Annotated in this window: 28 protein-coding genes; 14 read left to right on the forward strand and 14 right to left on the reverse strand. The window is 54.7% G+C overall.

All coding sequences use genetic code 11. From position 1 onward, the window contains the following. The 3 genes from ACESNI_RS14870 to ACESNI_RS14880 all read left to right on the forward strand — a co-directional run. Nucleotides 1-922 (forward strand): CaiB/BaiF CoA transferase family protein (locus ACESNI_RS14870; RefSeq protein ID WP_373088326.1); only part of this gene is annotated, 922 nt, incomplete at its 5' end. A 102-nt stretch (nt 923-1,024) separates the two neighbouring features. Further along, entirely contained in the window at nt 1,025-3,355 is a 2,331-nt protein-coding gene (locus tag ACESNI_RS14875) for a xanthine dehydrogenase family protein molybdopterin-binding subunit (protein WP_373088328.1), read from the forward strand. A gap of 46 nt (nt 3,356-3,401) precedes the next feature. Further along, the gene (locus ACESNI_RS14880; RefSeq protein WP_373088330.1) at nt 3,402-3,854 is read left to right on the forward strand and encodes a YaiI/YqxD family protein; all 453 of its coding nucleotides are present in this window, start codon (nt 3,402-3,404) and stop codon (nt 3,852-3,854) included. On the opposite strand, the gene ACESNI_RS14885 is transcribed toward ACESNI_RS14880, so the two are convergent. From ACESNI_RS14885 to ACESNI_RS14900, 4 genes are all read right to left on the reverse strand, one after another. Then, entirely contained in the window at nt 3,851-4,684 is an 834-nt protein-coding gene (locus tag ACESNI_RS14885; protein ID WP_373088333.1) for an FTR1 family protein, read from the reverse strand. The two genes, ACESNI_RS14880 and ACESNI_RS14885, sit on opposite strands and share 4 nt — an antisense overlap. A gap of 20 nt (nt 4,685-4,704) precedes the next feature. After that, nucleotides 4,705-5,046 (reverse strand): cupredoxin domain-containing protein, encoded by a 342-nt coding sequence (locus ACESNI_RS14890; protein ID WP_373088335.1) that lies wholly within the window; start codon nt 5,044-5,046, stop codon nt 4,705-4,707. A 230-nt stretch (nt 5,047-5,276) separates the two neighbouring features. Continuing rightward, entirely contained in the window at nt 5,277-5,492 is a 216-nt protein-coding gene (locus ACESNI_RS14895; RefSeq protein WP_373088338.1) for a hypothetical protein, read from the reverse strand. Further along, nucleotides 5,489-6,253 (reverse strand): COG4280 domain-containing protein, encoded by a 765-nt coding sequence (locus ACESNI_RS14900; protein WP_373088340.1) that lies wholly within the window; start codon nt 6,251-6,253, stop codon nt 5,489-5,491. Before ACESNI_RS14900 ends, ACESNI_RS14895 begins: the two co-directional genes overlap by 4 nt. A 108-nt stretch (nt 6,254-6,361) precedes the next feature. Between ACESNI_RS14900 and ACESNI_RS14905 the strand changes: the two genes are divergently transcribed. Next, nucleotides 6,362-7,237, forward strand: coding sequence for a MurR/RpiR family transcriptional regulator (locus ACESNI_RS14905; protein WP_373088342.1), 876 nt, complete (start codon nt 6,362-6,364; stop codon nt 7,235-7,237). An 87-nt stretch (nt 7,238-7,324) separates the two neighbouring features. On the opposite strand, the gene ACESNI_RS14910 is transcribed toward ACESNI_RS14905, so the two are convergent. The 3 genes from ACESNI_RS14910 to ACESNI_RS14920 all read right to left on the reverse strand — a co-directional run bounded on the left by ACESNI_RS14910 (nt 7,325) and on the right by ACESNI_RS14920 (nt 9,277). Beyond that, nucleotides 7,325-7,837: a fasciclin domain-containing protein gene (locus tag ACESNI_RS14910; RefSeq protein ID WP_373088385.1), complete on the reverse strand. Its 513-nt coding sequence runs from the start codon at nt 7,835-7,837 to the stop codon at nt 7,325-7,327. 181 nt (nt 7,838-8,018) lie between these two features. After that, nucleotides 8,019-8,741 (reverse strand): anti-sigma factor domain-containing protein, encoded by a 723-nt coding sequence (locus ACESNI_RS14915; RefSeq protein WP_373088343.1) that lies wholly within the window; start codon nt 8,739-8,741, stop codon nt 8,019-8,021. After that, a complete protein-coding gene (locus ACESNI_RS14920; protein WP_373088346.1) occupies nt 8,738-9,277 on the reverse strand; it encodes a sigma-70 family RNA polymerase sigma factor in 540 nt (179 codons plus the stop codon). The genes ACESNI_RS14915 and ACESNI_RS14920 overlap by 4 nt, the downstream gene beginning before the upstream one ends. Nucleotides 9,278-9,516: 239 nt before the next feature. Here ACESNI_RS14920 and ACESNI_RS14925 point away from each other — a divergent pair, with 239 nt between their 5' ends. Next, nucleotides 9,517-10,314, forward strand: a complete 798-nt coding sequence (locus ACESNI_RS14925) for an SDR family oxidoreductase (protein WP_373088348.1) — start codon at nt 9,517-9,519, stop codon at nt 10,312-10,314. Between the two features lie 51 nt (nt 10,315-10,365). Here the strand turns inward: ACESNI_RS14925 and ACESNI_RS14930 are convergent, their stop codons facing one another. The 5 genes from ACESNI_RS14930 to ACESNI_RS14950 are packed head-to-tail and all read right to left on the reverse strand — an operon-like array spanning nt 10,366 to nt 15,035. Continuing rightward, nucleotides 10,366-11,259 carry a CoA ester lyase gene (locus ACESNI_RS14930; RefSeq protein WP_373088350.1) on the reverse strand — a complete coding sequence of 298 codons (894 nt, stop codon included), beginning with the start codon at nt 11,257-11,259 and terminating at the stop codon, nt 10,366-10,368. Then, the gene (locus ACESNI_RS14935; protein ID WP_373088352.1) at nt 11,256-11,705 is read right to left on the reverse strand and encodes a MaoC family dehydratase; all 450 of its coding nucleotides are present in this window, start codon (nt 11,703-11,705) and stop codon (nt 11,256-11,258) included. The genes ACESNI_RS14930 and ACESNI_RS14935 overlap by 4 nt, the downstream gene beginning before the upstream one ends. Before the next feature lie 29 nt (nt 11,706-11,734). Continuing rightward, nucleotides 11,735-12,964, reverse strand: coding sequence for a CaiB/BaiF CoA transferase family protein (locus tag ACESNI_RS14940; RefSeq protein ID WP_373088354.1), 1,230 nt, complete (start codon nt 12,962-12,964; stop codon nt 11,735-11,737). Nucleotides 12,965-12,980: 16 nt separating this feature from the next. Continuing rightward, nucleotides 12,981-14,147 carry an acyl-CoA dehydrogenase family protein gene (locus tag ACESNI_RS14945; protein WP_373088356.1) on the reverse strand — a complete coding sequence of 389 codons (1,167 nt, stop codon included), beginning with the start codon at nt 14,145-14,147 and terminating at the stop codon, nt 12,981-12,983. 30 nt (nt 14,148-14,177) lie between these two features. After that, a complete protein-coding gene (locus ACESNI_RS14950) occupies nt 14,178-15,035 on the reverse strand; it encodes an IclR family transcriptional regulator (protein WP_373088358.1) in 858 nt (285 codons plus the stop codon). A 296-nt stretch (nt 15,036-15,331) separates the two neighbouring features. Here ACESNI_RS14950 and ACESNI_RS14955 point away from each other — a divergent pair, with 296 nt between their 5' ends. Genes ACESNI_RS14955 through ACESNI_RS14965 form a run of 3 tightly spaced genes read left to right on the forward strand, consistent with a single transcriptional unit; the run spans nt 15,332 to nt 17,354 of the window. Further along, nucleotides 15,332-15,748 carry a hypothetical protein gene (locus ACESNI_RS14955; RefSeq protein ID WP_373088360.1) on the forward strand — a complete coding sequence of 139 codons (417 nt, stop codon included), beginning with the start codon at nt 15,332-15,334 and terminating at the stop codon, nt 15,746-15,748. Then, nucleotides 15,745-17,052, forward strand: a complete 1,308-nt coding sequence (locus ACESNI_RS14960; protein WP_373088362.1) for a relaxase/mobilization nuclease domain-containing protein — start codon at nt 15,745-15,747, stop codon at nt 17,050-17,052. The genes ACESNI_RS14955 and ACESNI_RS14960 overlap by 4 nt, the downstream gene beginning before the upstream one ends. A 17-nt stretch (nt 17,053-17,069) precedes the next feature. Beyond that, nucleotides 17,070-17,354 (forward strand): hypothetical protein, encoded by a 285-nt coding sequence (locus ACESNI_RS14965; protein ID WP_373088364.1) that lies wholly within the window; start codon nt 17,070-17,072, stop codon nt 17,352-17,354. 42 nt (nt 17,355-17,396) lie between these two features. Here ACESNI_RS14965 and ACESNI_RS14970 read toward each other — a convergent pair whose 3' ends face one another. Then, nucleotides 17,397-17,813, reverse strand: a complete 417-nt coding sequence (locus ACESNI_RS14970; protein WP_373088366.1) for a helix-turn-helix domain-containing protein — start codon at nt 17,811-17,813, stop codon at nt 17,397-17,399. A 74-nt stretch (nt 17,814-17,887) separates the two neighbouring features. On the opposite strand from ACESNI_RS14970, the gene ACESNI_RS14975 reads away from it, so the two are divergent. The 6 genes from ACESNI_RS14975 (at nt 17,888) to ACESNI_RS15000 (ending at nt 22,412) form a co-directional block, all read left to right on the forward strand. Beyond that, on the forward strand, nt 17,888-18,289 hold the full coding sequence (locus tag ACESNI_RS14975) for a mercuric transporter MerT family protein (RefSeq protein ID WP_373088368.1): 402 nt from the start codon (nt 17,888-17,890) through the stop codon (nt 18,287-18,289). 11 nt (nt 18,290-18,300) lie between these two features. Further along, complete coding sequence (merP, locus tag ACESNI_RS14980; RefSeq protein ID WP_373088371.1) at nt 18,301-18,600, forward strand: mercury resistance system periplasmic binding protein MerP; 300 nt, start codon at nt 18,301-18,303, stop codon at nt 18,598-18,600. Further along, the gene (gene merF, locus ACESNI_RS14985; protein ID WP_373088373.1) at nt 18,597-18,812 is read left to right on the forward strand and encodes a mercury resistance system transport protein MerF; all 216 of its coding nucleotides are present in this window, start codon (nt 18,597-18,599) and stop codon (nt 18,810-18,812) included. Before merP ends, merF begins: the two co-directional genes overlap by 4 nt. Before the next feature lie 20 nt (nt 18,813-18,832). Continuing rightward, nucleotides 18,833-20,260 carry a mercury(II) reductase gene (gene merA, locus ACESNI_RS14990; protein ID WP_373088376.1) on the forward strand — a complete coding sequence of 476 codons (1,428 nt, stop codon included), beginning with the start codon at nt 18,833-18,835 and terminating at the stop codon, nt 20,258-20,260. A 275-nt stretch (nt 20,261-20,535) separates the two neighbouring features. Further along, entirely contained in the window at nt 20,536-20,730 is a 195-nt protein-coding gene (locus ACESNI_RS14995; RefSeq protein WP_373088378.1) for a hypothetical protein, read from the forward strand. Nucleotides 20,731-20,864: 134 nt separating this feature from the next. Then, nucleotides 20,865-22,412 carry a Fic family protein gene (locus ACESNI_RS15000; RefSeq protein ID WP_373088381.1) on the forward strand — a complete coding sequence of 516 codons (1,548 nt, stop codon included), beginning with the start codon at nt 20,865-20,867 and terminating at the stop codon, nt 22,410-22,412. Nucleotides 22,413-22,639: 227 nt separating this feature from the next. Here the strand turns inward: ACESNI_RS15000 and ACESNI_RS15005 are convergent. After that, nucleotides 22,640-22,859, reverse strand: a 220-nt coding sequence (locus ACESNI_RS15005) for a hypothetical protein (RefSeq protein ID WP_373088383.1), incomplete at its 5' end; no start/stop codon positions are given.

Raw genomic sequence — 22,859 nt, forward strand, 5'->3', positions numbered from 1 at the left:
CGACGTCCTGGTGGAGAACTTCAAAACCGGCAGCCTCGAGAAATGGGGCCTGGGTTATGAGGATTTTTTAGCCAGCGAATTCCCGCGGCTGATCCATTGCCGGGTGACGGGCTTCGGTGCCGATGGTCCCTTCGGCGGATTTCCGGGATATGATGCGGTCATTCAGGCCTGGGCCGGCTTGATTAGTGTCAACGGCTCGCCGAACTCCGGCCAATTGCGGATCGGCATCCCGCTGGTCGATCTCGGGACCGGCATGAATGCGGTTATCGGTGTCCTAATGGCGGTCAACGAGCGTCATAGCTCCGGCAAGGGGCAGTCTGTGGAGGCCTCCCTTTACGACACCGGGATACAGCTTCAGCATCCCCATGCAGCAAATTTCCTGATGTCCGGAACCCCCCCAAAACTGACCGGCAATTCCCATCCGAACATCGCCCCTTATGACCTGTATGAGACGAAAACCGTGCCGGTGTTTCTGGGCGTCGGCAATCATGGCCAGTTTACCAAGCTCTGCACAACTCTGGGCCAGCCGGAACTTGCTCAGGATCCGCGATTTGCCGACAATACACAGCGTGTCAACAACCGGGCGGACCTCAATATCGCGATGAATAACCTGTTCAGGGACAAGGACGGGATTGAGGTTGCGACGCAGTTGCTCGCGGCCGGGGTACCGGCCGGCGCAGCGATGACGGTGCCGGACGCGCTCACCCACCCCCACACACGTCATCGGAACATGGTGGTCGAAATGGATGGATATACGGGCACCGGTGTGGCGGTAAAAATGAGCCGCACGCCGGGATCGGTGAAATCGGTCCCGCCCGGGTTTGGCGCCCATGGCCGGGAGATCCTAAAACGGCTCGGATATGGCGATGGCGACGTTGCCTCCCTCATTTCGGACGGAGTGCTTTGGGAACAACCAAAATAACCCGGTCAAAATCGGCCCTTGCAGTAACCGGTACAGCGTTAGATATTAAGTGATATATTCATGCGGTCTGGCGCACCGCCTAAAAGAAAAGTGGACGAGAGAATGGTCAAATTCGGTATTAATCAGTCTGTTGAACGTAAAGAAGACTACCGCCTTATAACCGGCACCGGTGAATATACGGATGATATCTCGCTGGACGGCGAGCTTCATGCCTATATGCTGCGCTCCCCCGTGGCCCATGCCGATATCCTGTCGATCGATATTGAGGAGGCCCGGCAGGCCCCCGGTGTCGTCGATATTATTCTGGGCGGGGACATGGCCGCAGATAACGCCAACCAGCTTCCCTGCATGATCCCGCTTAAAAATCGTGATGGTAGCAACCGGGCGGATCCCGGGCATCCGGTTCTGGCGACCGACAAGGTCTGTTATGCGGGCGACAATATTGCACTTATCGTTGCTGAATCGCTCAATCAGGCGAAGGATGCGGCAGAGCTCATCATGGTTGATTATGACGAGCGCGATGTCGTCACGAATACCAAGACGGCGCATGAAGAAGGCCGCGCGCAGGTTCACGACGGCGTGCCCAATAATATCGCTTTCGACTGGGCGCAGGGTGACGAAGCTAAAATCGACGCAGCCTTTGACAAGGCCGCGCATGTCATCTCCCTCGATCTCGTCAATAACCGGGTGGTCGTTAATTCGATGGAGCCACGAGGGGTTATTGCCGACTGGGACGAAGATGAAAAGAAAATGACGATCCGCATGGGGACACAGGGCGGCTGGGTTCTCCGCTCACTGCTCGCGAATTCGATTTTGCATGTCGCCGAGGAGGATATCCGCGTCCTCACACCGGACGTCGGCGGGGCCTTCGGCATGAAGCTGTTCTTTTATTCCGAATGTGCCGCTACTGTCTGGGCATCGCGCAGGCTGAAACGCCCGATTAAATGGATCGGCGAGCGCAGTGATGCCTTTCTTTCGGATACGCAAGGGCGGGATCATACCACCCATGCCCAACTCGCCTTTGACGCTGATCACAAAATCCTCGGTCTTAAGGTGGAATCCAATGCCAACCTCGGCGCCTATCTGTCGACCTTCGGGCCGATGATCCCGACAATGGCGGCGGTCAAGGTTATGCCCGGTGTGTATGACATCCCCGCCTTTTATTACCATTGTACCGGCGTCTTTACCAATACGGTGCCGGTGGATGCCTATCGCGGGGCCGGACGGCCGGAAGCCATCTACATGATTGAACGGTTGATGGACACCGCCGCGCGGGAACTGGGCATCGCCCCCCACGAACTCCGGCGCAGGAATTTCATTCCTGTCTCCGCCATGCCCTACAAGACCGCAACCGGCTGTGTCTACGACAGCGGCGAGTTTGAACGGATCATGGATCGGGCGCTCGAAAGCTCCAATCACGCCGGATTTGACAAACGTAAAGCGCAATCGGCAGAAAATGGCAAACGGCGCGGCCTTGGCATGTCCTACTTTATTGAGGCAACCGCCGGCAACCCAACGGAAACCGCAACCATCCGTTTCGAGGACGACGATATCGTCACGGTTGCCGTCGGCACTCAGTCCTCCGGTCAGGGGCATTCAACCGCCTATGCGCAAATTGTTGCCGAGCGGCTTGGCGTACCATTTGATAATATTCGCATTATTCAGGGCGATACTGACAAGATCAAGACTGGCGGCGGAACCGGCGGCTCGCGGTCGCTGACCACTCAGGGCCCCGCCATTCATGCCGCCAGCGACGAAGTCGTGACAAAGGGCAAGGAACTCGCCGGTCATTTCCTCGAAGCCGCCGCCGTGGATATCGAGTTTTCCGCCGAAGACGGTGAATTCGCGATCGCCGGAACCGACCGTAAAATCGGTATCCTGGAGCTTGCCCAGCGAGCCCGTGGCCTCGGGCAGCTTCCGGAAAATCTTGCCGAAGGGCTCGATTCCGAAGCCAGTTTCACCGTTGAGGCCTTTACCTACCCGAACGGCTGTCATATCGCCGAAGTCGAGATTGACGAGCAGACCGGCGCGGCCGAGGTTGTCCGCTATATCATCGTCGATGACTTCGGCACGCTGGTCAATCCTGCGCTGGTCCGCAACCAGGTGATTGGCGGGGTCGGCCAGGGGATCGGCCAGGCACTCACCGAGCATACGGTGTATAGCGAAGACGGCCAGTTGCTCACCGGGTCCTATATGGATTACGGCATGCCACGGGCGGATAATATCCCGCTTGATCTGCAATATGAGACAATCGAGGTTCCCTGCACCATGAACCCGATGGGCGTCAAAGGCTGTGGGGAGGCGGGCTGTATTGCCGCCCCGCCTGCGGTCATCAATGGCATCATCGATGGCCTTGCCGATCTCGGCATCCGACATATCGACATGCCGGCAACACCGCAGAATGTGTGGAATGTGATGCAGGCCGCGCGGTAAACATTTTGCGGTCACGTCAGAGTAAAAGCAAACTAGGTGGTTTAGGGTGACAAGGATATTTATTGATGCCGACGCCTGCCCGGTGAAGGATGAGATCTACCGGGTGGCCGGGCGCCACAAGCTGCTGACCTATGTTGTCAGCAACAGCTGGCTACGCATTCCGCAAAGTCTCCTGATCGAGCAGATTGTCGTAAGCGATGGATTTGACGCCGCCGATGACTGGATTGCCGAAAACGCCAGGCCAAAGGATATCGTCATTACCTCTGATATCCCACTTGCCGACCGGTCACTGACAAAGGGGGCGACCGTCCTTGGGCCGAACGGCAAGGGCCTGAGCGGACAATCCATCGGCATGGCGCTGGCGATGCGGGATCTAAATGCCCATCTGCGCCAGACCGGAGAAATTTCCGGTTATAATGCCGCTTTCACCAAAAAGGACCGATCGCAATTTCTCAACATTCTCGAAAATACAATCCGTAAGCTGCAACAGCAGGCTTAATGCCTTGCGCTTGCGGCGGTTGTGGTATGGCGATGGCGCCGGGACATAAAATGCATGGCCCCAAAGATCAGTGCCAGTGTCCCGAGATAAGCAACGCCCTGCAGGGCGCGTGGCCGGTCCACATAGCCGATAAGCGTATGGAGAATCTGTCCGGGAATATTGTTTTGACTGAGCAAGGATGAGCTGTCCCACAGCTGCGGTCCGAGTTTGACAAGATCCGCCGCCGACAGAAATACCATAGCCTGCGCTGCCATGCCGGCCGCAAGAAACGCAATCAGCCAGGCGGTTACTTGAAACAGGTAGCGCGACGGAATACGCAACAGACCAAAATAAAGTGCCGCGCCGACGACAATCCCTATTGCAAGTCCAGCAGCGCCGCCGGTAACCGCGTTTGTAAGCCCGCCATCAGCCGCCGCAAGCCCATAGAGAAACAACACAATTTCCGAGCCTTCGCGCATCACCGCGAGCCCGACAACAATTGCCAGCGCATAGAGCGGACGGCCCCCCGCTCTCACTTCATCACCAACGTTCCGCATTTCCGCCGCCATCTGTTTGCCATGGGTCGACATCCAGACATTGTGCCAGGCAAGCATCAACACGGCCAACAACAGCACAGATGCGTTGAAAATTTCCTGACCGAAACCCGATACGGAATCAGATATTGCCCCGGCGAACTGGGCGACGATAACCGCCCCCGTCACCCCGCCGAGAATCCCGACCGCCACCCAGTACCGGGCCTTCGGGATGCCACGCGTCGCCGCGAGCACGACACCGATAATGAGGGCGGCTTCAAGAACTTCGCGAAAGGTGATAATCAGGGCGGCAATCATGGCTATATCCGTTTTTTCAGTTATTTCGCGACGATTACGCCCTGGGCGCTGTCTTCATTGAATTCCCCGAAAAACTTGTATTCCCCGGGCTCAAGCGCCCCGATCCGTATTTTGGCGGAAGAATGGCCATTGATTATTTTTTCCCGGTTCAAGTCATGACTCTCGAACTCTTCGGGGGTGGCATCGTCGTTTTTGACCATCAGGGTGAAGGCTTTTCCGGCCTCTACCTCAATCCGGTCGGGCTGGAACTTATGATCCTTGATGATCACGTCAATGACCGTAATATCAGCTGCAAACACCGGCGCGGTAATCATCATGCCCAGCGCAACTATACCGGCAAGAAGGGTGGCTGTTTTAAACATTCTCGACTTTCCCTTAATCTAAAAAATTGGCTAACGGCGAACGGCCTTTCGGATGTCCCAGTCGCTAGCGATATTGATTATCATTCGCAATTTTTTACATGTGATGGCGCCCTTAGTAAAGGAAAATCGACATTTTTTTAAAAAGTGGGATGGCTTAAACCCGATGCGATGCCCCCCCCGGCGACAAGCGCCGTAATTAGCGCATGGGTGACCTAGTGAGGCGCGATCCGTTAACGACCGCGGCCTTTCGCCGTCATCCAGGTGCCTACGACAAGAATAACCGCGAACCCGGAAAATAAAAGCGGGCCGCTCCAGACAGGGTCAGCAATGACCTCCGGCATCACAAAGGCCCCGAGCACGATCCAGACGAGAATCGCTAATGTGAACCAGACATCGTCCACGAAAAGTGCAAATAACTCCCGAAGCGCTGCCAGAATCCAGGTCATGAAACCTCCGCCATGCTTGTTGTACGATGCGCGAGTTTGACCGCCAGCAGGGCCACAACGAGGAAGCCTGCGATCAGGGCCAGGACTGCGAATTCCGCACCTGGCCATGCGAACCCGGCCCCTTCACCGATCCAGAAGACACCAAACGCGGACAGGAGGATACCGACGACAAACTTCAGTTTATTCTCAGGCACGTTGGCCAAGGGCTTGTGAACGATAAATCCAATTCCGAAAACAAGGACCATGGCGGCGAACGCGCCGATCGATGCCGGAATCAGCATTCCACCAGCGGAACCGGTGGCGATAACGATAAAAATCACCTCCAGCCCTTCAAGGACAACCGCCTTGAAGCTGGTGATAACCGCAATCGGATCGAGTGTGGTCCGGGACCGCCCATCCTTCTGCAAAGCCCGGGATTCCCGATCAAAAATCGCCGCCTCGTCATGTAGGGAAATGATGCCGGCAGAGCGCAGCACCGCCTTTCGCAGCCACCGCATGCCAAACAGCAACAACAGGATGCCAACGCCCAGTTGCAGCCACTGGATGGGGACCCGGGACAGCAGCGGCCCGAATATCGCGACCAGAATGACAAGGAGCGCAATGCCTGCGCCCGCCCCGATGAGTGCGGGCCGCCAGCCACGCACGACACCCACCGCAAGAATAATTGTCAGGGCCTCGACGATTTCAACGAGGGAGGCAAGGAAAGCAGCAATCACCACGATTACCGTTGGTCCGGTCAAGCCCCAAGATGCCATATCCATCGCAGTTCCAACTCGCTTCGTTGCGGATCATACCCATTTTGTCGTTTTTACTACATATTTTATTATGAGTAGTATATACTACAAGCAGAGTCAACAAGGAATGCCCGCATGACGAAATCCCGTTTTACCGATCAGGTAGCGCAGCGCCTCGACGGGCTTCGCCCCGCCGAGCAACGCGTCGCCCGGTTTCTCGCCGACAATCGGGAGGAGGCGCTTATCGGCTCGGCGTCCTATCTCGCAGAAAAGGCTGGAACGAGCGATGCGACGGTCATTCGAGCCGTCAAGGCATTGGGCTTTTCCGGAATGGAGGAATTACGTCGCACCCTTGCCGGGGAAATGCGCGATAATCCCTCCCCATCCAACCGGCTGGCCAGAACATTAAACGAAATTGGTGACGATGTGGGTGCTGCCCTTGATGTCACCATAGACATACACCAGCAATCCCTTGAACAGTTGCGCCGTGACCTTCCCGCCGAAACATTCACCGAGGTCATCCGGCATATCGTCGGAGCGCAACATGTGTTCATCTTCGGCATTGGCCCCTCCAGCGCCATGGCACAATATTTTTCAATCCAGCTCAAACGGTTCGGGATTGAAGCGCGCAGCCTTGATCACAGCGGTATCCTGCTCGCCGACCAGATGCTGCCGATTAAAAAAGGGGACCTTTTATTGGTTTTTGCCTATGGCCGGATATACCCGGAGTTGACGGCATTGCTCGATTACGCGAAAACGTCGGAAAGCTCATCGATCCTGTTTTCGGACACCCTTGGCGGAAAGTTGCGGGATAAAGTCGATATCGCTGTGGCGGTGCCCCGTGGTCGATCCGACCTGCTCAGCATGCATACAACGACGCTGGGCCTTATTGAAGCCCTGCTGGTGGGCGTTGCCATAAAAGCGCCGGAGCGGGCCATGCACAGTCTCAAAACGCTGAATGACCTTCGGGCAAGTCTTGCCGGCAAGCGAATGGATCTGCCTGCGGCGTGATCCGCCATCACGGTTTCTATTATTGGAAAAAAAACGACCGCCCGTCGCAAAGAAAACGGGCGGTCGCTCTATTCCTGCAATGACTAATTACGATGCAGGAAGGAGAACCCGGTCAATAACGTGAATTACGCCATTGGACTGTTTTACATCGGCGATGGTGACATGGGCGATATTACCCTGGCCATCTTTGATCATGATGTTGTCGCCCTTGTACATGATCGTAAAGACACAGCCACCGACGGTCTTCACGGGATGGGCGCCATTGTCATCATCAACCATTTTCATGATCGGCCCAGACAAGGCTTTTGCGGCAACCACATGACAGGTCAGGATCTTCGTCAGTTTGGCCTTGTTTTCAGGCTTCAACAGAGCCTCAACCGTTCCCGCCGGAAGCGCGTCAAAGGCTTCGTTGGTTGGCGCGAAAACTGTGAACGGGCCTGGGCCCTGCAATGTTTCGACAAGACCAGCAGCCTTGACAGCGGCCACTAGGGTCGTGTGATCCTTGGAGTTTACAGCATTCTCGATGATGTTCTTGGTCGGGTACATCTCGGCACCACCAACCATTGGATTGCCGGTGCTGTTAGCCATGCCGTCAGCCATCGGCTTTTCCGCAGAAGCGGAGCAGCCAGCAATGGCCACCGGAAGTGCAATTGTTGCGACGAGGAATATCTTACGGATGCTCATGATTTGTTTCTCCTTGTTAAAATATCCGGCCCTTCAAGGAACCGATGCAAGGAGTAACGAGAGCTTTTTAAATTAAGTTTCAGCTTTTTTTATTTTTTTAGATCGCCGCCAGTTTTCCCGCGGCAAGCACAGCGCCTGTGGCCTGACCGGTGGGGGAGCCCCCTTCCGGCTCGTCACTGATGGCAAGCACAGCATCAGCAAATTTATCGCGCAGATTTTCAGGAACCGTGACCGTCCCGCGTACGGTGGTCGGCACGAGGCCTAGCGAGACTGGATTATTTCCGCCCTCAATGAGCCACAATTCAAATGATCGACCGGCGGCCGGCGCGCCTTTAACCCTGTTCATCTTAAGGACGCCCGAGGAGGCATCATAAACCGTCACCAGTTGAACATCACTATCACCGGAAAGTTCTGCCACATAAAGCGGTACCGCCTCAGTATCCGTTCCTCGCGGTCCTGTCAGGGCGCCGCTATAAAGCGCCGCCAGGACCACAAGCGTCGCAAGCGAAAGCATGCTGAGACCGCGCCAAAAGCCAAGGCTCAGCCACCAGCTTGGCGCATTCGCCGGACTTATTCTGTCGGACGCCGCGAAAATCTCACCTTCGATCCGCGAGAGTACCTGAGCGGAGGGGGTCACCGGCTCCACGCTGTCGGTCATGGAAACCAGCTGTTCCTCCCAAAATTGAACCTTGATCCGGAGGTCCGCCTCACTGGCGAGACGGGCAGAGAAGGACAGCCGCTCGGCATGCGGCAGCACACCGAGTACATACTCGGCGGCCAGTGCATCATCCAGATGCTCTATGTCTTTCTCGGTTGTCATCGTTCGAGACACTCTTTCAGTTTCATCAGACTACGGCGCAACCAGGTTCGCATGGTGTTAAGCGGTATATCCTGCTGAAGGGCCAGTTCCTGGTAGCTGTATCCTTCTATATATGCTCCGCGTATCGCCTCCGCCTTTGTCTTTTCCAATTCATTCAGGCAGCCGTCAATCTGACGACGATCCGACGATAAAATTGCTTCTTTTTCCGGATTGAGGGCGTCATCTGACAGATCGATCACATCATCAATATCCACGGCTTCGGGTTTACGCGCCCGGATCTTGTCAATGGTATGATTACGCGCGATTGCAATAAGCCATGACATCGGACTGTAGCCTGCGGGTGCATATTTTGACGAATCACGCCAGATCTTGACGTATATCTCCTGCAAAGCATCCTCGGCCTCCGACCGATTATTTAAGATACGAAGGCAGACGCCAAAAAGTTTCGGGCTGGTCGCAGAATAAAGAGAATTGAAGGCCTCCCGGTTCCCCAGTGCCGTCCGGCTAATCAAGCTTTCAATATCATCAGCGGTCAAAGGCACACTCGGTCAAACAGGGTGAAGGGATACAGCTTTAATCAGACAGACAGTAAAGGGCTAATCCGGATTTGTCATCCCCTTATCAGGCCGTTGTATGAACCGCTCACGCATGCATCCTCTTTCACAGTGCAAACCCCATAACCATTGAAGACAACGGCGGCTCCGTCCACTATAATTATCGGGATTGAAGCGGGCGAACAGCCATAACTTAAAAAGAACACGAAAGAGAGCCGCATATGTCCAAAGCCAATACACAAGACAACAAGCATCCCTTCGGTGCCGGCAGAGACCTCGGAGGAAAAATCGCCTGGATTACCGGGGCCGGAACCGGGATCGGCCAAGCCGCCGCCGTTGCCCTCGCAGGCGCAGGGATGGAGATAATTCTCTCCGGCCGGCGAAAGGCTAATCTTGATGAAACTGCCACCCTTGTCCGCGCCGCAGGGTGCGAGCCAGTCATAGAGACGCTGGATATCTCCGATCCCACGGAAGTTAATAAAGTTGTTGCGCGCATAGAAGAGCGCTTCGGCGGGATCGACGTTGCGGTCCTGAGTGCCGGTATCAATATCAAGAACCGGACGTGGGAAAAACTTGATGTCGAGGGCTGGGACGCTGTCGTCAAGATCGACCTGAACGGCGCCTTTTACTGCTGCCACGCTCTTTTGCCAACGATGCGGAAGAAGAAATCGGGCTTGATCATCAATGTCGCCTCCTGGGCGGGGGTGCATGTCTCACGAATGGGTGGCCCCGCCTATAACGCGGCAAAACACGGGATGGTCGCGATGAGCGAGAGCATTAATATGGAAGAGGCTGTCAACGGCATCCGTTCCTGCGCGCTATGCCCCGGAGAGGTGGCGACGCCCCTCCTTGAGAAACGGCCGGTGCCGGTGAGCGATGAACAGAAGGCAGCAATGCTTCAGCCAGAAGACCTGGGGGAGACTGTCCTGTTTCTCGCACGTCTGGATGAACGGGTCTGCGTGAACCAGCTTGTCATCAGTCCAACCGCCAACCGGATATATGTCGGTACGAAAACGTAATAAAGCGATCAAGGCGAGCCCGGACAGGATTAGCCTGTCCGGGCGCCGGAATTACAGGCCCGTGATCTGCTCATACAGGGCCATGACGTTTCGCGCCTGTTTCAGATGCGGCATGTCGAGCATCTTGCCGTCCATCCCGATCGTCCCCATGCCGGGATTTTCCGCAAATATATTAATCACGCGCTTGGCAAAATCGATCTCGGCCTCCGTCGGGGTGAAGGCCCGATTGATGACCTCCGACTGAGCCGGATGAATGGCAATCTTGCCGATGAAGCCCGAGCGCCGATCGCGAAGGCATTCGTTCTCCAACCCCTCATGATCGCGGTAATCGACATAGACGACGCCCACCGGCTGCACATCTATGGCGCGGGACGTCGCCAGGCAGTACGTTCTTGCCAGCAGGAATGGGTCATCATAATCACCCGTGACCGGATGACGGTTGTCCGAGGCCCCGAGGGCCGCCGCCAGATCTTCCCCGCCCCAAGTCAATGCCACCAGCCGGTCAGACACGTTATCAAGATAGGTATGGAAGGTCAGCAGCGAGGCTGCCGTTTCGGTGGCGACCGAAAGAATTCTGGTCGATCCGGCCGGCAAGCCTTCGCGAACCTCAAGAATATCGAGATAATGCGCCAGCGTATTGACCTCGGCCGCGGAATAAACCTTCGGCAGCACAATCCCGTCCGGCCCTCCCGACATCACCGCCGCGAGATCGGGCAGTGACAACGGGTTATCCAGCGGGTTAATGCGCACCCAAAGCTCCTGCCGCGAGCGATCAGGATTATTCTTCAGGAAGGTGGCAACCGTCTCCCTCGCAATATCCTGCCGGTCATCGGAAACCGAATCTTCAAGATCCAGAATAAGGGCGTCGGCCGCATTGCCCCGCCCCTTTGCCTGTTTGTGCTCATCATCGCCCGGTACGAACAGCCAGGACCGGATTATCTTCATGGCTTTTTCCTCATCAGGCCGGTACGAACACAATAGGCTATTTCCTCATCACGCTGGTTATAGCCAATATGCTCAAACACCACCAAACCGGCAGTTGGCCGTGATTTACTCTCGCGCATTTCCTTGATGCGTGTCACCGACCGGATTGTGTCGCCGTGAAAAACCGGGTTGACGAAACGGATATCGGTCATGCCGAGATTGCCAAGCGTCGTACCGAGAGTTGTCTCTGCAACCGTAACACCGATGACCAGCCCCAGGGTGAAAATACTGTTGACGATCCGCTGTCCATATTCAGTATTTTTTGAAAATTCCTCATCCAGATGGAGAGGTTGCGGATTGTGGGTCAAGGCGCAAAACATAACGTTGTCCATTTCCGTTATTGTCCGCGTCAGCGCATGCTTGAATTCCATGCCGACTTCAAATTCTTCGTAATATAGGCCTGACATAATAGGGTAACCTTTCTTTGCGTTTTTATTTAGGGGTTAGATGTACATCCGGTCTTGTTCGGGGGTGATTGTGTCACCCCGTTTTTGATCATTATAGCGATATGTTCCTCGCTGTAACCAATTTCGTGCAAAATCTCAAGACTATGTTCGCCCAGTTGGGGCGCGTGGCGGGTCCGCGCTGGCTGGGTTTCCGACCAGGACCCCGGCACCGCCATATCCCGCAATCGCCCCTCGCTCGGATGCTCCATGGAGGTGAAGAAGTTTATGGCCTTCAGATGAGGATCTTCCAGCAGGCTGTCCAATGTATGCAGTGGCATGGCCGGAACATCCGCGTCATCGAAGAGTTTAAGCCAGTCCTTCGTTGTGCGGGTGAGAAGCAGCGTCGCAAGTTCACCGTAGATAGCTGAAATATTCTCCGTTCGTGTTGAGAGGTTCCTGAAGCGGGGATCGTTATCCAGATCCGCCTCCCGTCCTAGCGCCCGATAGAAAGATCGCCAGTGCTGATCCGTATAAACCATCACACAGACATATCCATCGAGAGTGCGGTAGGGGCGCCGGTCCGGGTTTAACATCCGCGTATATCCCGCCGGCCCCAGCGGTGGATCAAACGTTTGACCGGCGAGATGGTCGGCAAGGACAAAGCTTGCCATCATCTCGAACATCGGTATGTCAATACGCTGTCCCCGGCCGCTGCGTGCCTGCTGAAAGAGGGCCGCGTTTATCTGACCAACGGCCCAAAGGCCGACACCGCGGTCAACGATGGCAGTTGGTGCATAGGTTGGCTCTCCTCCGTATGCCGTCTGGGACATCGTTGGAATGGCGATCGCGCCTTGAATCAAGTCATCAAAGGCTGGTTTGTGCGCGTAGGGGCCGTTTTGGCTGTAGCCGAAAAGGCCCGCATAGATAATACGCGGGTTGATCTTCGAAACAGTTTCATAGGACAACCCCAGCCGCGCCATAACTTGTGGTCGGCGGTTGTAAACAAGAACATCCGCGTCCTTCAGGAGATCAAGCAACGCCTGATGTCCCTCCTTCTGCTTGAGGTCAAGCAGGATACTACGTTTACTGCGATTGCAATTGAGATATATGGGTCCCATGCCAGGGTTACGGCTGGGACCGATTCCCCTTACCGCGTCCCCGCCGGGGGCTTCGACTTTGATGACATTCGCGCCCATATCCCCCAGTATCTGGGTCGCATAGGGTGCCATCAGCATATTTGACAGATCGATGATTTTAACACCGTCAAGTGGTCCGGTCATAAGCTCTCCCCTGCCGTTAATAGGATTTCGGTAGATTAAGGGCGCGTTCCGCCAGATAACTGAGCATGAGTTGCGGACTGATCGGGGCCAGCCGGTGGATCAGGCATTCGCGCATATAGCGCTCGACATGGTATTCCTTGGCATATCCCATCCCGCCATGCGTCATAACCGCATTCGTACAGGCTTTGAACGCTGCCTCGGCTGCCAGGTATTTCGCGCCGTTCGCCTCAAGGCCACACTCGCGACCGGAATCATACAGATTGGCGGCACGGAAGGCCATCAAATTAGCCGCCTCAAGCTCCGCCCAGGATTCGGCGAGCGGATGCTGTATGGATTGGTTCATTCCGATGGGCCGACCAAAGACGACACGTTCGCGCGCATAATCCGCCGCCCGTTTCAGGGCGCAGCGCCCAAGACCGACCATCGACGCCGAAATCAGGATGCGTTCCGCATTCAGACCATGCAGAAGATAGCGAAACCCCTTGCCCTCCTCACCGATCAGGTCTTCTTTCGGGACCGGCAGGCCATCAATAAAAAGCTGATTGGAATCGACGCATTTCCGGCCCATCTTGTCGATCGGCCGGATCTCGACATAGTCGCGATTTAGATCGGTGTAGAAGAGTGACAGGCCATCAATGGGGCGTTTCGTCTCTGACTCAGGTTTGGTGCGGGCAATCAGCAGCATCTTGTTCGATTGCAATGCCGTGGAAGTCCAGATTTTCTCGCCCTTGATGATGTAATTTTCACCGTCACGGATCGCCCGTGTTTTCAAACGAGTGGTATCAAGTCCGGTGTTAGGTTCTGTGACGGCAAAGCAGGCCACATCCTCGCGCTTGATAATCGGTGGCAGCCAACGCTCTTTCTGGGCATCGGTGCCAAAGACGACCACCGGATTGAGCCCGAATATCCCGATTGCGATTGCCGCAAAGCCGGCATTCGCCGCCCCCGATTCCGTAATCGCCTGCACCATGATCGCCGCCTCCGAAATACCAAGGCCGCTGCCGCCATATTGCTCGGGCATGGCAATGCCCATCCAACCCTCATCGGCGATTGCGCGGCAGAAATCTTCCGGGAAGACACCATCGGTATCCCGTTCCAGCCAGTATTTATCGTCAAATCGCTTGCACAGCCGACTTATGCTCTCCTTGATCTGAAGTTGTTCATCGGTAAATTCCACGCTCATAATCCTGATCCTCCCGGCGCTTGATGCGCCTTATTTGTTATACCGGCCCCCGTTGCCGGGGCCCGTTTCAAACGGCGATGTCGCCTCTTGCCCCGTCGCCAAGGTACCACCGATACGCTTCGTACAGTTTGCCGCTGCGGCCTTGATCAGCCGTACGTTCTCTGCCCGGTTTTGTCGCATCCGCTCCGTTGGTCCGGCAATCGATAGCGACGCAACAACGCTACCATCCGCGGCATAAATCGCCGCGCCGACGCCACTCGCCCCGCTCACTCCCTCGTCAACGGAATAGGCAACCCCCTCCCGTCGGATCTGCGACACTTCGCGCTGCAATTCCGCGGCGCCGATGATCGTGGTCGCTGTAAATTTCTCGCGGACGTAGGATTTAAGGTAATTCTCCCGTCGCTCGGATGTAAAAAAGGCCAGCAATATCTTGCCTGCGGCGGAACAATACAGCTCCTGCCGCTTGCCAACACTGACGGCATATCGGATGGGATTTTCGCTTTCGACCTTATCGAGATAGATTGCCACCTCCGCATCCGGCGCCAAGACGCCGAGGACGGCAGTCTCGCCGCTCGCCTCGACTAGATCCACCAGAACCGGGCGCGCCGTCGCAATGAGTTCGCGCCCCGGAGTTGCCCGCATCGCCAGCGCGACAAATCGCGGGCCGAGATAATACCGCCCTTCTTCATTTCGGACGAGGCACCCTTCCAGGGTCAACCCGCTGAGCAACCCGACAAGACTTGTCTTGGGCGCCGTCGTTTTCACGGCTAGTTCGGACAGCGTGGCGCCGTCGCGCGCCTCCGCCAATAGATCCAGTATGGCAAAAATACGCCCGACCGACTGCGGTCCGCCGCGGCCGGCTAGTGAAGAGGTATCCAAAACCTGCAAATCTGTTCCCATAACCGTATAGTGTACGTATATGAGTAATTTGTGCAAGAAATTTCTATGGCAAGAACCAGATGATCAGCCGTGCCCTCAACTGCCGCGCAGTCTCGCCGGGTACGGGTAAAAATATGTGGGAAGTTTGGGCCAATCGGCATTTAGTCACCAAAAAATGGTGCGGGATTGTCATAATCGGAAAATGGTGCGGCTAACGAGAGAGAACTCGAACACTCTCTTTGAAGCGCTAGAGCAATGGGAGCGCCACCTCACGCAACTAGACCTTGATGGTCGGGAGCGTGAAGATGAAATATCCAAAAAATGATTTCAATATTTTAGCCAACCAGAGGGCAAATAAAGGCCCAGCGCCGTTTTCGCTACGGCTCAGCTTTGATGAGCGTGGCATCCTTGAACATGATGCTGCGGGGAAGGCTCTCGGCGCTTATATCCGTGATCGTTTGTTTGGCGGCAATGTGACACCGCGCACGACGCGCGGTAAGTTTCCTGTGAAAGACCAAGCCGCCCTCGGGCGCGTGCTCGGCGCGCTCGGTTCGTCGCGCCTCTCCGCCAATCTCAACCAGCTCGCAAAAGCGGTAAACACGGGCTCTCTGCCTGTTACGCCGGAAACCGAAGAGGAACTGCGCAAAGCCTGTGCGGCGGTGCTTGCCATGAGGCAAGACATTCTCAGCGCGCTCGGGCGTAATCGTGGCCCTAAGCTATGATTCTGAAGGCAAAAGAGAGAGGTAGTGCCGCGCAACTTGCCCGCTACTTGCTCACCATGCGGGATAACGATCATGTCGAGTTGCATGAAGTGCGCGGCTTTGTAAGCGATAATCTGCTGGATGCGTTCTTTGAGGCGGACGCCATTGCCGCAGGCACGCGCTGCAAAAACCATCTGTTCTCGATCAGCCTCAATCCGCCCGAATCAGCGATGGTAACAACGGAAGATTTTGAAAAAGCTGCCGATGAGGTCGAACGCAAGCTCGGCCTTGAGAACCAGCCGCGCGCCATTGTCTTTCATGAAAAAGACGGGCGACGGCATGCCCATGTGGTCTGGTCGCGCATTGACGCGGAACGGATGCGCGCAATCAATCTCTCTCACTACAAAATGCGGCTTCGGGATGTGTCGCGCGAGTTGTTTCGCACGCATGGCTGGGACATGCCAAAGGGTCTTCGTGACTGGCGAGAGCGCGATCCTCTCAGCTTTACACGTGAGGAATGGCAACAAGCGCGGCGCGTTGGGCTCGATCCGAAACACCTTAAAGCACTGTTTCAGAAATGCTGGAACCGTTCGGATTCGGGCGCGTCTTTTGCCCAGGCATTGAAAGAGCGCGGATTCACGCTAGCGCGCGGTGATCGGCGCGGTGTCGTCGCCGTCGATTATCGCGGTGAGGTTTATGCCGTGGCACGGCAAGCAGGCGTGCGGACAAAAGACATTTTGGCGCGCGTCGGTGATTCCAATGATCTGCCGTCGGTCGATCAGGCCAAAGTCGCGTTGGCTTCGCGTATGACAGAGCGAATCAAAGGCTTTGTCCGGCAGTCTGAACTTGAAGCCAGTCAGGGTAGCAAGGCGTTAGAATTCCGTCGCAGCGAATTAGCGGGACGGCATCGGCAAGAACGCGCGGCGCATAAGGAAGCGCAAGAAAAGTGCTGGATCGCCGAAACCAATATGCGAGCGGCACGGCTGCCACGCGGGTTCTCGGGTATCTGGCAGCGGATAACAGGCAAGTATAGCAAGATTAGAGAACAGAACGAACGCGAAGCCTGGAAAGCTCTGCTACGGGATCGGACGGAGCGCGACGACATGGTTGCTGGTCAACTCGATGAGCGGAGCGTCCTGCAAGATGACATCCGTGAACAGCGCGCGCGGCAACAGGCCGGTCTTCTTTTGCTGCGCGAGGATGTCACCCGTTATCAGGACATGGCCCTGCCGGAACGCACGCGCGAGCCACGCGAGGCGGATCGGGATGGGCGCAAACGGAAGCGCGGGCGCAACAAAGGCCGCGATTTTGGGTTTGAACGATAAAAGAAAGGAGACTCACTATGAGCCAACTGGATTGGATCACCTACGTCCCCCGCCGCGTGCATGACGCGGCCATGCGACTGGAAGCTGCATGCGAGCGCTGCGGTTATCCTTCACCAATTGGTGTTGCCGAATATCGCATGGCGTTCCGGTCAACTCTATCCGCTTGCGTCCACTGGCATCAGGTCTGGCGCTACATGATGGAAAGCCACAACGCAGCGGTGGATTTCAACATTCGCTTTGTCGTGGTCGATGATCCGGCGTTTGATTGCCTGCATTCGGTTGCGCCGGAGCGCCTGAACTGAAACGCCGTCCCTAACAGGGCGGCGCTCATCTCGCGCAAGTACCTACACGCTGAACAAAATATCGATTATCGGGCAATCTGGCACGTCACCTTTACCGCACTCCGCAGCCATTGATTGAAGCGCTTTCTCTAAGCGCCTCAAATCGGCAACCTTCTTTTTAACGGTTGCTAGATGGTCAACCGTCATGGTGTGAACCTCCCCACAGGTAAATTCCTGACTGTCCGTCATGCGCAACAATGATCGGATTTCCTCGATACTGAAATCCAGCTCACGACATCGTTTAATGAAAAACAGCCGTTTTAGCTGGTCATGGTTGTATTGCCGATTGCCACCCTCTGTTCGGTCAGGCTTTGGCATGATGCCTATCCGTTCATAATAACGGATAGTCTCGATATTCACGCCCGTTTCACGCGACATTACTCCTATCGCATAGCCTCTCCTATTTGTGACTTCGTCCATGAAAAATCCCCTTGCATCTGTAGTTACTACAGATCGTATAGTAGTTATATGAGCGAAATTTTGCGAGAAAAATTATGAGCAGAGTTACCAACACAGATTTGATTGAATCAGCGCCAGACGACGATTCAAGGAAAGCCAAACTGATAGCAGCGGGTGGAATCCTTGGCGCTATCGCAGCGTCCACCTGTTGCATAATCCCTCTAGTGCTTTTCAGTCTTGGCATAAGCGGTGCTTGGATCGGTCAGTTGACAGCACTGTCTGCCTATCAACCAATATTCATAGTAATTACGCTTGGTTTTCTCGGGTACGGATATTGGCTGGTCTACCGTAAACCAAAAATCGCGTGTGCCGAAGGCGAAGCCTGCGCAAGGCCACTCCCCAATATCATTGTCAAAACAGCACTCTGGTTTGCAACCGCGCTGATCTTGCTGGCGTTCGCATGGCCATATCTCTTGCCCCTCATTCTCGGATCATGAAAGGAACCATTATGAAACGACTAATCCCGTCCCTTGTGTTCGCAATGCTCGCGTCGGCCTCATCGATGGCTGTCGCTGCTGAACAAACAATCAAACTATCCGTGCCAGGCATGACCTGTGTCAGTTGTCCCTACATGGTCAAACAAGCCATTTCGGCGGTCGATGGCATCAAAGCCGTGGAAGCTACTATGGAAGATCGCTCGGCAACCGTAATATTCGAAGATACAGTGACAAGCATCGAGGCAATTCAACAAGCAACTGCCAATATAGGATATCCTTCTTCGCTTCTAGATGAAAAAAGCGGATCATGACTGACAAAGGCGTCCTCACAGCAGGTATCATCGGCGCGGTCATTGCCGCCCTGTGCTGCTTCACACCAGTTCTGGTTATCTTACTCGGCGTCGTGGGTCTGTCCGCTTTGATCGGATATCTCGACTATGTGCTGCTTCCAGCTCTTGCGTTCTTCGTCCTGCTGACGATCTACGCCCTTTGGCGCAGGCAGCAACGAAACCAAACCTCCTAATTAGAACCCGAAGGTGTTTCATGTTCGATTGTAGCGACAATAAAAATAATGGTTCTTACGATGTTGCCGTGATCGGCGCAGGATCGGCAGGTTTTTCCGCCGCTATCACTGCTGCTGACGAAGGTGCACAGGTAGTTTTGATCGGATACGGCACGATTGGCGGGACGTGTGTCAATGTCGGCTGTGTCCCCTCAAAAGCCCTGATAAGGGCGGCTGAAACGCTCCATGTGGCACACACTGCAAATCGCTTTGATGGAATAGAGGCCTCTGCAAGGGTCACTGATTGGGGAGCGGCGGTTAAGCAGAAACAGAATCTGGTCGATGATTTGCGCAAAACAAAATACCGCGATTTACTGCCAGCATATAACTCTGTGACTTATATCGAGGGCGAGGCCAAATTTTCTGACGACGGAACGCTGACAGTCAGCGGCAACGCCATCAATGCTAAGAAGATCATTATTGTTACAGGAGCACGGCCAGCCTTGCCTTCAATCCAAGGCATCGAGAATGTACCCTATCTGACCAGTACAACCGCTTTGGAATTAGAAACGCTGCCTGAATCTTTGCTGGTCATCGGGGCGGGGTATATCGGTGCTGAAATCGCCCAAGTGTTTGCTCGCGCAGGGGTGACGGTGACTATCATTTCAAGGCGCGGCCTCTTGCCCGAAGCAGAACCTGAAATTGGTGAAGCGCTCACTCGCTACTTTGAAGACGAAGGCGTCAATCTGGTGGACGGTATCACCTATGACCGCATCGAGGCTACGGACAATTCCATCGTTCTCACCGTTCAAGACAAGAACGGAACCCGAGAAATCACTGCCGAAAAAGTACTTATCGCAACAGGTCGGACACCGAACACCGATCATCTCAACTTGGCGGCAGCGGGTATTGAACTTGCGGACAACAATGGCGTGAAAGTAGACGCTCAAATGCGCTCCACCCGCAAAAACGTCTATGCGGCTGGTGATGTGACTGGACGTGACCAATTCGTTTATATGGCAGCCTATGGCGCTAAAATTGCAGCTAAAAATGCCATGAATGGTAACTGTTTATCCTATGATAATTCAGCAATGCCCGCTGTGGTGTTCACCGATCCGCAAGTGGCCAGTGTAGGGCTGACAGAAGCACAGGCAAAAGAGCGCGGCTTCGAAGTGCGAACCTCTGTCCTAACGCTTGATAATGTCCCTAGAGCCTTGGCTGCTCGTGATACACGCGGCCTGATAAAACTCATTGCTGACGGAAAGACAAAAAAACTAATCGGGGCGCATATCCTTGCCCCCGAGGGGTCGGATTCTATCCAAACGGCTGTTTTGGCAATCAAGGCAGGCATGACATACGAAGACCTTGGTGCAACGATTTTTCCGTACCTCACAACCGTTGAAGGTCTGAAACTTGCGGCACAAACCTTTGATATGGACGTGAAGAAATTGTCCTGCTGCGCGGGGTAGAGAACGAGACAACTCCCAGAGAAATTTTTGATCCATCGCGGTTCAGCACGAAAGCTGCGCTCGCGCGTTCATGTGTTCCCTTCGGTTTTCCCGTGGCGCTGTCTTTCAGGTCATTCGAAATCAGTTCTGGCATAGAAGTCTTTGTAATTGCACAAGGCGGCAAGGCTGCCTGCTTCACGCTGTTGCGCCCGAAGGTGTCCATCAAGCCTTCGAAGCATCTCCCGCTCCCGAAACGACCTGGAAGGGCCAGGCCGAAAACGGAAAAGGAGGTTCACATGAACACGATCATCACAATGTACGAGCTGAACGGGCTCACGGATCAAGAACTCGGAGAATTGCACCAATTGCTCACCCTGCTGCTGGCAGAGTCCGATCCCGCATCGCAGGAACGCCGCAATATCCTGGCATCGCTGGAGAATATCAAGCGTGTGCTGGGCCATCGGTGCCAATTGAAGCCACTTTCAGTCTAGCCTCACTGGCTAGGCCATGGCTGATTGTAACTGTTTTTCACGAAACAAAAGAGTTTTGAAGCGAATTTCATTGAAAGTAATCGTTTTTCATGAAACAATGGATTTGTATAGTATAATTCGAAAACAATAAGCGAATGTTAGAAAAAAGCACGGAAAATAATCGTTTTTCAGGACCAGTAAGCATTTTTCAGGAAAGCAGGCTCCCAGAGCGCGCATTACCTGTTGGGTATGCTGCCCTAATTGACGCCTACAATCTCAAGGTCCCACTACCGCTCGTTCTAAGCGCTATCGGTGAACGTCACAAGATATACGAGCAAGGCGGCTGGCGCATCTATACGCCGCGCCATGAGCCACAAGCTTCGCTTGAAGGCCATCTCGTCTTTGCGCTGAAATATGAAGGCCTCGATCTTGCTATCCTGAAACGTCTGTTCCTCGCAATGGATGCTGCGGAGCTGATAACTATCGTTACCGCCAAGCCTACCAGTGCTTATATGCGTCGCCTTTGGTTTCTCTATGAATGGCTGCTGGATCGTCCGCTTGACCTTCCAGACGCCAAAACAGGAACCTATGCCGACATCGTTGACCCCAAACTTCAATGGGCGGTTAAAGGGGAAACATCAACACGCCACCGCGTACGTAACAACCTGCCAGGAACGCCGAACTTCTGTCCACTGGTCCGGCGCACTAAAAAACTAGATCAATTCGTTACCGCCAAACTTGATGAGCAAGCCCGCACCGTCATAGGCAAGATTTCAGCGGGGATTCTGGCGCGTACTGCCGCTTTTCTGCTTTTGAAAGATTCCAAATCAAGCTACGCCATCGAAGGAGAAGCGCCGCCGCACAACCGTATCCAGCGTTGGGGTAAGGCTATCGGCGAAGCAGGTAAGCAATCGCTCGACCAAGATGAATTCTTGCGCTTGCAGCGGATCGTAATTGGTGAAGAGCGGTTCATCCGGCTTGGTTTTCGCGATGAGGGCGGCTTTATCGGTGAACATGAGCAAGACACGCGCATGCCGCTCCCCGTTCATATCAGTGCACGCCATGAGGCGTTGCCAAGCCTTGTTCAAGGCATGGTCGATTTTGATCGTAGCTATGCTGGCGAGATTGATCCTGTCATTGCGGCTTCTGCGCTTGCCTTTGGCTTTGTCTATATCCACCCGTTTGAGGACGGCAACGGGCGGATTCATCGCTATCTGATCCACCATGTTCTGACCGCGCGCGGCTTCAATCCCACCGGTATCATCTTTCCGGTTTCATCGGCCATTCTGGAACGCATAGAGGATTATCGCAGCGTCCTCGAAAGCTACTCGCGGCGGCTCTTACCGGTCATCAAATGGGAGCCGACAGAGAAGATGAATGTGCGCGTCACCAATGATACCGATGATTTCTACAAATATTTTGACGCCACGCCACACGCTGAGTTTTTGTTCGAATGTGTGCAGAAAACCATCGAAAATGACCTTCCGGAAGAAGCTGCATTCTTGCAGCGTTACGACCAATTCAAGAGCCGCGCTGAGGCTTTGGTTGAAATGCCTGCCTCAACTGTCGATCTGCTGTTCAACTTCCTGAAACAAAACAATGGCCGCTTGTCCAAGCGCGCGCGGGAAAAAGAATTTGCGCCGCTTTCAGATGAAGAGGTCATGCAGTTCGAAGCTGTATATCAGGAGCTATTCGCAGAGTGAGTTTACAATTTCCAACATAAGCTCAATGAAATTGAGCAAAATAGACGATTTCCAAACCGTACCCGCGCCCGCCAGAGCGGGCGCGAATTTTCTTCTCTGTGTAAAGTTTGCCTATCTATTGATGTGCAAACCTTCGTCACTTGCCTATCGATAGATAGGCAAAGACACCGTTTTAGCCCATCAACGTATGGGCGGCTGGCTAAAAGGCCAGCCGCGAAATTTTGGCGCTAGAACAGCGAAAGCTGCGCGCCCTTCCAGTCGATGCGTGCGGCTTCAAAGTCGAGCCAAGCTGTCACAAAGGCAACTGCGCCGCCATGCGCCACGACATGATCGAGCGGCAGAAAGTTTGAGCGATAGCCGGTTTCCGTGACGGGCAACGGCGTTTTGTCCACTCCCCGCAATTCGATGTGATCGGTCATGCCGAATTCTTTTGGAGTGTAGGTGATC

Origin of the sequence: Sneathiella sp. (assembly GCF_041689005.1) — a bacterium.
GTDB lineage: Bacteria > Pseudomonadota > Alphaproteobacteria > Sneathiellales > Sneathiellaceae > Sneathiella.